Below are 12,923 nucleotides of genomic sequence, written 5' to 3'. Positions count from 1 at the left end.
TTTATGGGTAATTTTACCCGTTCGACATATTTCTACACCCGGGATGCCTATAATTTAATATGATAGAACTTATACTGTTTAAGGAGAGGATTCCACTTGTCATTTCCAGAATTAGAAACTGCGCGGTTGAAATTAGTCCAAATTACTGAAGAGCATACCGAACGTTATTTTGAAATTATGTCACTTGATGCTGTAACAAAATACTATGGTATGGAAAGTCTGCAACAGAAGGAACAAGCTGCAGATATTGTGAAGTCATTCAAGACAGGATTTGAAAGCAAGAAATCCATGAGATGGGGAATCGTATTAAAAGAAACAGGGACCTTAGTAGGCACAGCCGGCCTAAACAATCTTCGGATAGGCCAAAAAAGAGCAGAAATTGGATTTGAAATACATCCTGACTACTGGAGCCGCGGATTTACCTCTGAAGCTGCAAGAGCAGTCATCCAATACGCCTTTGCAGAATTGAATCTTTATAGAGTGGGGGCCATAACCTTCCTGGAAAATAAAGCATCCATAGGTCTTCTAGAAAAAATCGGTTTCATTAAAGAAGGAGTATTGAGAGGGTATATTTATCAAAATGGAATTTCAAATGATACATATATTTTTTCTATGATCAAATCGGAGTGGGAAGGACTAACGAATAATTAATCCTATTTCAGGGAAACTATTCCCATCCTAAAAAATGGGGGCAGGCATATGGACGTGAAAAGGGTAAAGCAAATTTTAGCTTCTTCAGCAGATATCGATGTTACATATCAGGGAGTGTCTGTTTGGATCGATGGGCTGCTTGAAGGAGATAATCTGGCTGAAGTTCATCTAAGAGGGTCGCTTGAAGAACGATCTCAAGAGGCAATTGAAGATCTAATTGAAAAAACGTAGATAAAGGCAATTCTTATGAAAATTTATTCGCTCGAAAAATCGAAAACGATTATTTTCACTTAATAGGCACGTTTTCTCACTTACAGAGCAGTTCTTTTAGTGAAATTTGTTAATCTCATAAGATATCCAGGTATTTACCGTAAGTACCCGAGGTAAGCCTAAAAGAGAAAAAGATACTCTTTCATTATCGAGTACAAAACGCTGGAATACAAGGGGAAGTCAATCCAGGGGATATTACCGATCACTTATTTATTGCGAATTCACCGTTAGAATAAGGATATTATTGTGCATGAAAATCAAGCAATCAATTTACACGAACTTTAGAAAAGCACCCATTAATAGGGTGTAATTTCTTTTGGAAGGAGACTGCTTGATTTTTCATTGTTAAGAATCAAGGTTTTCTCAACTGATCATTGTAATGTAAAATATTACAAATTCATTATTCGATATAAGCAGAGAAAAAGAGAAGCACTAGAAGGAAGAGGTTCCATACCACAAAATGAGTGTAAATAGAATTACAGGGATGTTACAAAAATATTAAAAGGTAATTTTGCTGTTTAATAGATTGAGAAGGTGGAAGAATAAGAACAAAGGTTAAGATAAAAAGCCAAAGACAAAGAAATGAAACACCACAGAAAACAGCTAGAGAAATTCGACTTAAATCTAGAAAATCATTCATTATTTAAGGAGGAATTTATTATGGCTAAGAACAACAATCAAAACAACAACGGAAAAATGAGTTTGGAAGAAGCAGGACGCAAAGGCGGGAAAACCACAGCGCAAAATCATGACAAAGAATTCTATCAGGAGATTGGCCAAAAAGGCGGGGAAGCGACGTCTGACAACCATGACAAAGAATTCTACCAGGAAATCGGAGAAAAGGGCGGAGAAGCCACGTCTGAAAGCCATGACAAAGACTTTTATCAGGAAATTGGTAAAAAAGGCGGAGAATCCACATCCGACAGCCACGATAAAGAATTCTATCAGGAGATCGGCGAAAAAGGCGGAGAAGCGACGTCCAACAATCATGATAAAGAATTCTATCAGGAAATCGGAGAAAAAGGCGGAGAATCCCGCAGCAGTCAGAACAACAACAATAATAATAACTAATATCCGCATATCCACTCCATCTAACGAAGTAAAAGGGAGCTTGCACCGTACTGGTGCAAGCTCCCTTGTTTCTTCTGGACTAGTTTAAACTATTTTGGAAAATGGGTAACAGTATATGGAATCAAATTACAATAACTAAAGCATCAGCTGGGTTATGCAGGAGGGATAAGCTTGAAGACAAGAGATATTTTGAACAACCAAAAATTTGAACGTGATGAGGACCAATATAAAGCAGTGGGTGATTATGGAATGGCTGCCAGTGCTACGAGGGAAGCCAGTGACATAGGTGCGGAAGTGCTGAGAAAAGGCGGAACAGCTGCAGATGCCATTGTGGCAATGCAATTCGCGCTGGCGGTATCGGAACCATTCAATACCGGGGTGGGAGCGAGCGGATTCATTATCTATCACCACAAAGATTCGGGAGAAACGAAGGTTTTCAATGGCCACTCAAAGGCGCCTGAAAGTGCACACCCGGAGATGTGTAAGGATAAGAATGGAAAACTGATTCCATTTGTGGAAAGGACCATGAATGAAAGCTTTGTTGGAATCCCTGGTATCATGAAGGCGTTGGATACAATAAATAAAATGTATGGAACCAAAGAATTGGGTGAGTTGATAGAACCGTCAATCGATCTGGCTGAGAATGGAATCCGTGTGAATTCACTATGGGATACTGCCCTCAAGTTGTATGGCGACCGGGTTGGTGATACAGCGAAGGATTTATTTTTCCCAAATGGCGTGCCCCTTGTAGAGGGAGACATTGTGAGGAATAAGGCATTGGCCAAAACCTTCCGCATCTTTAAAGAAGAAGGAATAGATGCACTTTATAAAGGAAGAATCGGACAAGCTGTCATTGACAGGCTTCAATCACATAATGGCCATATGGAAAAGAGCGACCTTGAGAATTATGAATGTGAAATACAGGAACCTGTAATAAGGAATTACCGTGGATTTGACGTGGCAGTTCCTGCACCTCCAAATGGAGGCGGGACAAATGTCCTCCAAATCCTAAAGATCATTGAGAAGTTTGACCTTAGCAACTATACTGCATCTTCATGGGAAAAGTACTTCATTCTTTCGGAAGCAATGAGACTTGTTTTCTCTGATAAGCTGGCATACATGAGTGATCCGAATTTTCACAATGTGCCGGTAAACGGCTTACTTGATCCTGATTATATCGCGGAAAGAGCAGATATGATCGATTTAGGCGGAAGGAATCCAGACATTGATTTTGGTAACCCATGGGAATATGACAAGAGCGAAATGAAACCGGGGGCTGTTTCCCAAAAGAGAACAGAAGGCAAAGAAACGACTCATTTCACAGCAGTGGACAGATGGGGAAATGTTGCCGCATGCACTTCTTCTTTGGAGCATTATTTTGGTGCGGGGATAATGATAGAAGAATACGGATTCCTATTAAACAATGACCTGACAGACTTCAAGGTGGAGAAAAACCATATAAATGAAATGCGCGGCGGAAAGTATCCTGTCAGTGCCAAATGTCCGACTATCATCTTGAAAGATGGCGAGCCTTTTATGACCCTAGGTTCACCGGGGGGACCAACGATTGTTTCGTCTGTGGCGCATGTCATCCTCAACGTCATTGATTTTCACCTGGATCTGAAAGAAGCGATCGAACACCCTCGGATATATAATAGCACGGCACCAGAAGTATGGGTGGAGGACGATTTTGATGAAGGGGTTAAAGAGAAATTAAAGACTTTAGGAATAGAGATTCTGGACGATTCAATGCCTATAGGCAATGTCCAGGCCATTTTGATCGATAAGGAAAACAACAGATTTTATGGAGCTGCCGATTCCACCCGGCCGGGGAAAGCAACTGCTGTGTGGAAAGACGAAGCAGATAAATTGGTGTAGAAAGAGGATTGGCCATAAGTTGAAAACAAAATGATTTAAGTAGATGCAGACGAAAATAGAACCGTATGAGGTCAAGGTTATATACTTGACTTCGTGCGGTTCATTTAGGTTATCAGGCGCTATTTAAAAGATATTGCTTTAAGAATATTCAACGCTTTTTCTTGAACGCTGACGGATCGGAGCGGAAAGCCGTTTTTGTACTCAGCCTCAATTTTTGCGAAGAGAGCTTTTTATTAGGCTGTTTCCGCATATATTGTTGCTTTGGGAAGAATCCCAGGTGCCGGATTTTTCCCCTGTATACAAAGGTTTTACTCTCGAAAAAGAACGAGCAGCTCTTTTCTTTCCTTCTCACCGGGGTTTTTTATAGCAACAAAGTTTACGAAAAGAGCCTTTTATTAAGGTTTATTACCTGCCTCTTTTTATTCTCGGGATCAACCGTGCATGGCCTAATTCATTATCTCTTGGTCACGTGAAACGTTTACACAGAAATCCAAGGGGTATTTGAAAAATGACAGGAAAAGAATCTATTATTCAAATGGGAGGGTACAAGATGCGAAAACCGGATCCAGCTAAAGATATTAATATGGATGAGAAACCAAAAGTAACAAACAAAGAGCCGCAAAACAATGTAAAAGACGAACCGGCTGCAGAAGTAAAGAATGAAATGCCGGTCAAAGAAGAGAAGAATGGAGAGGAAATAACAAACCCCTACCAAATAGCTCAGCAGTTGATAAGAAGGGCAGCAGAGTCACTCGACCTTCCTGAAGGTGTATATAATATTTTGAAGAAACCAAAAAGGGTGATGAAGGTATCGATACCAGTCAGGCGTGATAATGGGGAATATGCCAACTTTACAGGAATGCGCTCACAGCATATTGATATCCTGGGGCCTACTAAGGGCGGGATTCGCTTTCATCCCGGCGTCAATGAAGATGAAGTGGTTGCGCTGTCGATGTGGATGTCCTTGAAGTCTGCTTTGGTGGGACTTCCGTTCGGTGGAGGAAAAGGCGGAGTCATCGTGAATCCGGAAGAATTGTCGGAAAGGGAACTTGAAGAGTTGAGCAGAGGGTATATAAGAGAACTTGAACCAATCATTGGACCTGATAAAGACGTCCCTGCTCCCGACGTGAATACAAACGGACAAATCATGGGCTGGATGCTGGATGAGTTTGACCGGCTCAGAGGAAAGGATGTATCAGGCTTCATTACTGGTAAGCCCGTCATCATCGGAGGCTCTGAAGGGCGCATCGAGGCTACAGGAAGAGGGGTCGTCATCAATATAATGGAGGCCGCGAAACGTTTGAATCTTGAATTGGACAAGCTTTCGGCTGTAGTTCAAGGTTTTGGGAATGTCGGATCCATTACAGCCAAGCTCCTTCATGAACAAGGGGTGAAGGTAATTGCCGTGACGGATGCAGGAGGCGGTGCCTACCAATCCAACGGCCTTGACATTGTAAGCCTGATCGACTATGTGAACGCACATGGAACGGTTAATGGCTTTGAAGGAAGCGAACATATCTCGAATGAACAATTGTTTGCTGCAGATTGTGATATCCTTGTTCCTGCTGCCTTGGAAAATCAAATAACAGAAGACACCGCTCCTACGATCAAAGCCAAAATTGTTGCGGAGGCGGCCAATGGCCCGACTACGCCGCAAGGAAACAAAATCATGGAGCAAAAAGACATTTTTGTCATCCCTGACATCCTGTGTAATTCAGGAGGAGTGACTGTTTCTTACTTTGAATGGGTGCAAAATGCCATGCATTATTTCTGGAAAGAAGACGAAGTCAATGAAAAATTGAAGGAAAAAATGGAAAATGCTTTTGACAGCGTTTACCGAATGAAGATGGAGAAAAATGCATCCATGCGGGAATCAGCTTATCTTGTAGGAGTAGGACGCTTGGCAGAAGCGATGAAGGCCAGGGGCTGGATAAAAAACTGGGATATGCCGATTGAATGTTAAATGAAAGGCTCTCTTCGCAAATATAGCTGCTTGAGGGGGAATCCCAATGGATGGATTTTCCTCTTACTCCTTTTTTCCTGCTTACAGAGCCATTTAGGTGAATTTCCGGCTGAGTATTTGAAATTTGTTTGAAAAAGCAGCAAATTTTGCGAAAAGAGCAAAACGAAAAGAAGACTGATGCAACTGTTCAAGTTGTTTCAGTCTTCTTTTTTTCGAAGATATAGGATTTTATAAGAGGAGTCAGATAAATCATAAAGATGTTCTGAAGAGTTACTTGAACGAATGTGCTACTCTTATTTATGATTTTTAAACAGGCCAGGAGATAATTCATAAGCATCATTAATAAAAACGTCAAGGCCTTCACGCTTAGTTTATTTTTGATGGCCGGCAGAATAGCAATCGCAGAAAAAATGAACATGTATAAAGGGGAAATCAAGAAATGTTCCTTCCAGGTATGGAATCTTCCTAAACCGATTTTTTGTTTTTTATACACATCAATAGTGAAAAATAGTGTTTTTGCCACAACACCGGAAGATAAATAAGTCGAGAGCCAGTAGAAGCTTTTCTTCTTCAGTGCAAGGTTCTTATCCCAGAAATCGCTGATATTGAAATAGACAGGGAGCAGCAAAGTGGTATAAATAGGTTTCCACCAATGAAGTTTGTAATTATTCAGATTTAGGAAATGAATTTCGATAACGTGAAAATAAGCCGTAAAGATGACCTTCCAAATCCATCCAAGCCCGAAGGCAGTAAGAAATGTTGCTGATATTGGTACATAAATGGCCTGTGAAAGGAGGGCACCCAAAGCATTATCAAGCTGCCTCTTCTTAAGGATTTTCGGGTTATATCGATACGATTCGAAAACGTTGAACACGAAATATTCAAATATATAGGCAAAGCTGATATTGGATAGCAAAAGAATGAGCGTACGCCGTTCGCGTTTTTTTATTAAGGTCAAAAGCAGCAGTAAGAGATGAATGATGGATAACAAAATAAAGGGCTTGGAATTTTTATTGATTCGTTTCACGACTCTTGGTTACCTCCTTACACGAATGAAACCGCTAAGCCTGCAGGTGTATTTCCTATCTATCCTTTGAAGTATCACGTCCGGTTATTCACTTTTTCCTTATTATTTTTATTAATAATGGGTATTTGCTGATTTATTTTTTGAAATTCTTATGGTATCATTAGTTTCAGCAGTAAATCTGAGTATTCTTATCGGGTTTATTAGAAAAGACAAGGGTGATAACTAATGAGTCGAGAATTCGTTGATTTATTCAATAACTGGGCCCAAACTTATGATCAGACGGTTTCTGAAGATGGAGATATTGAATATAGAGAAGTATTTGAGAATTATGAGGATATTCTTCAGTCGGTCGTTAGGAATACCAAAGGTCCAAATGTGTTGGAATTTGGTGTGGGGACCGGCAACCTCACAAGAAAACTGGTGAACAGGGGATATAATGTATTTGGGATCGAGCCTTCAGAGGAGATGTTGAAAATCGGTCAACTCAAAGTACCTGAGGCGAAAATCAAGGACGGAGATTTTCTCGATTTCCCGGTGCCTGATTTGCAGATCACTTCCATTGTCAGCTCTTATGCCTTTCATCACCTGACTGACCCTGAAAAGGAAAAAGCAATTGGAAAGTACAGCAGGATCCTGCCTGCAGATGGGGTCATTGTATTTGCGGATACAGTCTTTAAAGATGAAGCGGCAAAAAGAGGAATCATGGAACATGCGATTGCATCTTACTTTAACAACCTGGTGGATGACTTGAACAGTGAGCATTACACCTATTTGGAAACGTTGAGGGCAATGTGTGAGAGGCATGGGTTTTCAGTTGAATTTATTCAGAAAAATAAGTATGTTTGGATTATGACAGCAACGAAACAATGACAGAAAGTATAGGGCAGAACTCTTTGGGGATTCACCTGATGAAAGTTTCTGCCCTTCTCCAAAAATAAAAGGAAAGTGAGAGATGGTTATGCCTAAAATGAATGTAGAAAGTTTCAACCTGGATCATACAAAAGTAAAAGCACCATATGTAAGACTTGTTGGAATCACGGAAGGACAAAGCGGAGATAAGATTTATAAATATGATTTCCGGATAAAGCAGCCTAACAAAGAATATATGAAGATGCCTGCCTTGCATTCCCTTGAGCATATGATGGCAGAGTTCAGCAGGAATCATCATGACAGAATTGTCGATATAGGACCCATGGGATGCCAAACAGGATTCTATATCACTATCTTGAACGATGACAGTTATGATACTGTCCTGGATGTCATTGAGAATACATTGAAGGATGTCCTTGAAGCCACGGAAGTTCCTGCATGCAATGAAGTCCAGTGCGGATTCGCAGCGAGTCACAGCCTTGAAGGCGCAAAAGAGCTCGCTAATGACATGCTTGAAAAAAGGGATGAATGGACTGAAGTATTCGCTTGATAAGGGGAGCTTGCCTTGAATTATGTTAAAAGTGTACAAGAGCTGATAGGGCGCACCCCATTGGTAGAACTAACAAGGATGGGGCTCCCTGATGGTGTGCGGATATTTGCTAAACTGGAATACTTCAACCCGGGAGGAAGCATCAAGGACCGTCTGGGCAAGAAGCTGATTGAAAGTGCTGAAAAAAAGGGTGCTTTAAAGCCTGGAGGAACGATAATAGAACCTACAGCAGGAAATACTGGTATAGGGGTCGCCCTTGCGGCCGTCGGGAAGGGTTATAAGGTCATCTTCGTGGTCCCTGAAAAATTCAGTGTGGAAAAACAAACGCTCATGCGTGCATTGGGGGCAGAGGTGGTTAATACCGCCACAGAATCCGGGATGAAAGGTGCCATTCAAAAGGCGAAGGAACTCAATCGTGAAATTGAAGGCTCTTACTGTCCTCAGCAATTCGGAAACCCTTCTAATCCTGAAACCTACTATGAAACCCTTGGCCCTGAAATCCATGAAGCTTTAGAAGGAAAAGTGGATATTTTTGTGGCAGGGGGAGGAACTGGCGGCACCTTTATGGGGACCGCAAGATATTTAAAGGAGAAAATTCCCGGGGTGAAGGCCGTTATTGTTGAACCCGAGGGTTCGATTCTCAATGGCGGTGCCCCAGGTCCGCACAAGACTGAAGGAATCGGTATGGAATTTTTGCCATCTTACATGGATACAAGTTATTTTGACGGCATCTATACAATCAGTGATGGCACTGCTTTTGCGGCGCTAAGGGAACTGGCACTTAAAGAAGGGCTTCTTGTAGCCAGTTCCTCCGGTGCAGCATTTGCAGCTGCTTTGGAGGAAGCGAAAAAAGCGGAAAAGGGAACGAATATTGTTACCATCTTCCCTGACAGCAGTGAACGGTATTTAAGTCAAGGAATTTATGAGGAGTGAGATCATGAGAAGAAAAACAAAATTAATACACGGCGGGATAACGGGAGACGAACAAACTGGTGCTGTTTCAGTCCCGATTTATCAGGTTAGCACATATAAGCAAGATGGTGTAGGGAAGCATCGAGGGTTTGAATATTCACGTACTGGCAATCCGACGCGACATGCGCTTGAAACATTGATTGCAGATATTGAAGGAGGGCATTCAGGGTTTGCTTTCGGATCGGGAATGGGTGCGATCACCTCCTTGTTGATGCTGTTCAAAGCAGGTGACCATATTATTTTCACAGATGATGTGTATGGTGGTACATATCGTCTGATTTCAAAAGTGATGAACCGTTTTGACCTTTCTGTTTCATTTGTCGATACGTCCGATACTGATAAGATTAAAGAAGCAATACAGTCAAACACTAAGGCGATTTATATTGAAACACCGACTAATCCTCTTTTGAAAATCACTGACCTGCAGGCTGTATCGGGTATTGCGAAAGAAAATGATTTATTATTTATTGTGGATAACACTTTCAGCACCCCGTATTGGCAGAATCCTATCGATCAGGGAGCAAACATTGTGCTGCACAGTGCCACCAAGTATCTTGGCGGCCACAGTGATGTTGTAGCCGGTTTGGTTGTTGTCGATTCCGCTCAGCTTGCGGAAGACCTTCACTTTGTTCAGAATTCTGCAGGTGCAATTCTTGGACCGCAGGATTCATGGCTGTTGATGAGAGGAATCAAGACACTCGGAATCCGAATGGAAGAAATCGAAGCCAACACAAAAAGGTTCATTGAGTTCCTGCAGAACCATCCTAAGGTCAGCACTATTTATTATCCCGGCCTTGATTCTCATAAAGGCAGTGAGGTGCACAGCAAACAGGCCCGGGGAGCTGGCGGTATGATATCCTTCGATGTCGGCAGTGAGAAAAACGCCGATAAGCTTTTAACAAATGTACGCTATTTTACATTAGCAGAAAGTCTCGGTGCGGTTGAGAGCCTGATTTCCGTTCCTGCCAAGATGACGCATGCTTCCATTCCAGCAGAGAGAAGAGCGGAACTGGGAATCACTGATGGCCTGGTGCGCGTTTCCATAGGGTTGGAAGATGTTGAAGATCTTATTGAAGATGTAGGGCAGGCATTAGATAAATAATATGCAGTTACTATAAGCGAGTCCTTGGACTCGCTTTTTTGTTTTTTTTATAGATTGAGCTTTTTTATTCATGTTTGTTCTTTATTTTAATGAAAAAATATTGTAAACATGAATAAAACAGGATAAAATTGAAAAATAGAGGAGGAGAAAAGAATATGAAACCGATTATATCGAAAGAAGCTGCAGTTCCAAAATTAAATGAACGGAAGATCAGCGATTTGACTGAAATTGTATTTGGCAAAAGAAAAGAAGTAAAGAGAAGCAATGCGATGTTTATATTCAGCGGGACCCATCCAGGACACTGGACAAAGGCGATTGAAGCATTCGAAATGGGATTGTGCAGGAATATCATCGTTACCGGAGGGAAGAGTCCGACTGCCGTCCCGCATCCTGAGTGGATTGATGGTTCTCGTAAAGAGGCCCACGTGATTATTTCCCATCTTCTTAATGCAGGGATTCCCAGGGAACGGATTGTTTATGAAGACAGGTCCACGAATTCATTGGAAAATGTACTGTATGCCAAAGAGGTGTATGATTTCACAGTAACGGAACAGTTGCTTTACATATGTAAAAGCCATGCAGCAGGAAGGCAGGAAAGAACGCTGAGAAAGCATTTGGGTGAAGGGATTGAGTATATCCCCTTTTCTTTTGATGCAGAGTATAATGGTATCAAGGTGAACAGGGAGACCTGGAGCTTGTCCGATCTGGGCCGGAAAAGGGTATGGGGAGAATTTCTAAGAATACTGACCTACGGGGAAGCAGGAGACATTTCTCCACTGGAAAAATACAATTTTTAAGTAGTGAAAATTTTAAGAAGGCTGCATTACGCTGCCTTCTTATTTTACTTCTACCACAATCGGGCCCGTGTCATTTTTGTCGTAATTAATAGTGATTTTCCATAGTCCATTCTCAGGGAATTTTAGGAGGAGAGGCGCTCTTTGGTTATTCAACCTGACTGTTATCGGTTTAAGTGATTTCCCTTTTTTAGAAGTGAGGTTTAATACTGCTGCCTCTCCATCACTGCTGCCAGGGATGAAAACTTCCGTTTCAAATGGACTATTTGTGTAAGGAAACTCTTCATGCTGGATTGCGGGTCCATTCTTTTCACCGGTGTAAAGCATCGAATCCATTTCGAACATGGGGCTGGTATACCACTCGGCCTTTGAAAGTCCGTAGTAATGGGCACTGATAATAACGATGGAAACCAGAAACAAAGCAACCTGGGTCCACCAAAAATGGGAGGTCTTTTTAAAACTATTCAATAGCTCAGATTCAGGAGTGAGCCACTTTGCGAGCAGAAAGACAAGATTTAGTAACAGTACAGCAAATCCAAGATATAGATACATTCTTCCTCCTTACAAACTGTTTATTGACTATATTCAGAATATATTCATTATAGCATACATTATTAACAGTATATGCCAAAAGCAGTTTGTGGGAGATGGATGCTGCATTCTTAGCAGGAGGTATCTTCCATGCTTTCGAAAAATCCAGGAAGCGGCTTTTCCGGTATTACAACGTTTACTCCCGAAAGAGAACGGACAGTTCTTTTCTTTCCTTCTAACCGGGGCCTTTTCCGGTGGATTACCAGGATATTAGATGGAATTCTTATTAAATTGGAACAACTTATCCGCAAAAACCTTTACTTAGAGCGGAATTTACAATTACAGATTACAGCTTTTATTAATTATTTATAGGTGCCCTTTGTATTTCTTTACGCTTGTAGTCCAAATCTTCAGAGGAGAATATCATGATGATCATCTGGCCCCCGGTCACAATTGACCTGATCAAAAGCGGCTGGTTATGCTGGTTTTGAAAGGTGAAGTCCGGACCATACCAGCTTACGGTAGCATCTCTTTTCGGAGGAACATAAGGTACCCGCCTGCTGTGGGAATATCTTTCGATAATTTTCACTCCCGCCCGGTCAACCGCATTGAACAGAGTGGATGAGACCTGGCAGATCCCTCCTCCCACCCCTTCCGTCAATTCACCTCTTACAATTACAGGGGCTGGGAGATAGCCTTTTGAAGCAGTCCGTTTTCCTACTACTTTGTTAAAGGAGAAGGTCTCTCCTGGAAAAACGACTTGGTTGTTGATTGCTTCGGAAGCAAGTTTGATATTATGGACCCTCTCTTTATTTCTGCTGTTAAAATATGTGACATAATGGCTTATTCTTTTTCGCTTAATTCTTTCAAGCAATTCACTATCAACTTTAGGATACACTGGTTTGAATGGAATCTTGAACGAGGTATCCCTGTTTTTGTAAAAAGCTTTATAAAATGCTTTTTTGAACTTTATCTCATCAACAGTCTTCCCTGTTTTTTCACTGATAATAGCACCATAATTATTAAGCGCTGCATCGACAGGTTCCCTGGATACTTGCTGATTTACATTAGAGATTAGATCATTCAGCTTTTGTTCGTTGATTATATAATCGGGATATGGATTCATCTCATAATCTGACCGGTTCACATCTGTGATTGTCTCATCTTCATTTTCTATCTTCAACTTTATGGGGGCAGTATGGATTTGGGCTGCGATTAAGAATGACAGAAGTAGCTTCAAAAAT

13 protein-coding genes are annotated in these 12,923 nt (G+C 41.4%); 10 read left to right on the top strand and 3 right to left on the bottom strand.

All coding sequences use genetic code 11. The features are described from left to right. Positions 1 to 96 precede the first annotated feature (96 nt). The 5 genes from D3H55_RS03065 (at position 97) to D3H55_RS03045 (ending at position 5,833) form a co-directional block, all read left to right on the top strand. On the top strand, positions 97 to 651 hold the full coding sequence (locus tag D3H55_RS03065) for a GNAT family N-acetyltransferase (RefSeq protein ID WP_119545428.1): 555 nt from the start codon (positions 97 to 99) through the stop codon (positions 649 to 651). Between the two features lie 48 nt (positions 652 to 699). Then, positions 700 to 882 (top strand): H-type small acid-soluble spore protein, encoded by a 183-nt coding sequence (locus D3H55_RS03060; RefSeq protein ID WP_119545427.1) that lies wholly within the window; start codon positions 700 to 702, stop codon positions 880 to 882. A 699-nt stretch (positions 883 to 1,581) separates the two neighbouring features. Continuing rightward, positions 1,582 to 1,992, top strand: coding sequence for a glucose starvation-inducible protein GsiB (gene gsiB, locus D3H55_RS03055; RefSeq protein WP_119545426.1), 411 nt, complete (start codon positions 1,582 to 1,584; stop codon positions 1,990 to 1,992). Positions 1,993 to 2,163: 171 nt separating this feature from the next. Then, a complete protein-coding gene (gene ggt / locus D3H55_RS03050; RefSeq protein WP_119545425.1) occupies positions 2,164 to 3,870 on the top strand; it encodes a gamma-glutamyltransferase in 1,707 nt (568 codons plus the stop codon). A 664-nt stretch (positions 3,871 to 4,534) separates the two neighbouring features. Then, entirely contained in the window at positions 4,535 to 5,833 is a 1,299-nt protein-coding gene (locus D3H55_RS03045; protein WP_119545449.1) for a Glu/Leu/Phe/Val family dehydrogenase, read from the top strand. Positions 5,834 to 6,020: 187 nt separating this feature from the next. On the opposite strand, the gene D3H55_RS03040 is transcribed toward D3H55_RS03045, so the two are convergent. Further along, on the bottom strand, positions 6,021 to 6,860 hold the full coding sequence (locus tag D3H55_RS03040) for a hypothetical protein (RefSeq protein WP_119545424.1): 840 nt from the start codon (positions 6,858 to 6,860) through the stop codon (positions 6,021 to 6,023). Between the two features lie 225 nt (positions 6,861 to 7,085). Here D3H55_RS03040 and D3H55_RS03035 point away from each other — a divergent pair, with 225 nt between their 5' ends. From D3H55_RS03035 to D3H55_RS03015, 5 genes are all read left to right on the top strand, one after another. Beyond that, the gene (locus D3H55_RS03035) at positions 7,086 to 7,730 is read left to right on the top strand and encodes a class I SAM-dependent DNA methyltransferase (RefSeq protein WP_119545423.1); all 645 of its coding nucleotides are present in this window, start codon (positions 7,086 to 7,088) and stop codon (positions 7,728 to 7,730) included. Between the two features lie 88 nt (positions 7,731 to 7,818). Continuing rightward, the gene (locus D3H55_RS03030) at positions 7,819 to 8,280 is read left to right on the top strand and encodes an S-ribosylhomocysteine lyase (RefSeq protein WP_168412939.1); all 462 of its coding nucleotides are present in this window, start codon (positions 7,819 to 7,821) and stop codon (positions 8,278 to 8,280) included. Between the two features lie 15 nt (positions 8,281 to 8,295). Continuing rightward, complete coding sequence (locus D3H55_RS03025) at positions 8,296 to 9,213, top strand: PLP-dependent cysteine synthase family protein (protein WP_119545421.1); 918 nt, start codon at positions 8,296 to 8,298, stop codon at positions 9,211 to 9,213. Positions 9,214 to 9,217: 4 nt separating this feature from the next. Beyond that, on the top strand, positions 9,218 to 10,354 hold the full coding sequence (locus D3H55_RS03020) for a bifunctional cystathionine gamma-lyase/homocysteine desulfhydrase (protein WP_119545420.1): 1,137 nt from the start codon (positions 9,218 to 9,220) through the stop codon (positions 10,352 to 10,354). Between the two features lie 155 nt (positions 10,355 to 10,509). Beyond that, the gene (locus D3H55_RS03015) at positions 10,510 to 11,151 is read left to right on the top strand and encodes a YdcF family protein (protein WP_119545419.1); all 642 of its coding nucleotides are present in this window, start codon (positions 10,510 to 10,512) and stop codon (positions 11,149 to 11,151) included. Between the two features lie 39 nt (positions 11,152 to 11,190). On the opposite strand, the gene D3H55_RS03010 is transcribed toward D3H55_RS03015, so the two are convergent. Together D3H55_RS03010 and D3H55_RS03000 are read right to left on the bottom strand one after the other, a co-directional pair. Then, positions 11,191 to 11,700: a hypothetical protein gene (locus D3H55_RS03010; RefSeq protein WP_119545418.1), complete on the bottom strand. Its 510-nt coding sequence runs from the start codon at positions 11,698 to 11,700 to the stop codon at positions 11,191 to 11,193. A 337-nt stretch (positions 11,701 to 12,037) separates the two neighbouring features. Then, complete coding sequence (locus D3H55_RS03000) at positions 12,038 to 12,919, bottom strand: VanW family protein (RefSeq protein ID WP_119545416.1); 882 nt, start codon at positions 12,917 to 12,919, stop codon at positions 12,038 to 12,040. Positions 12,920 to 12,923 lie beyond the last annotated feature (4 nt).

Source organism: Bacillus salacetis, from assembly GCF_003581585.1.
Classification (GTDB): domain Bacteria; phylum Bacillota; class Bacilli; order Bacillales; family Bacillaceae_B; genus Rossellomorea; species Rossellomorea salacetis.
Note: the sequence above shows the minus strand (reverse complement) of the source record. Positions and strands in the feature narration are given on the sequence as shown.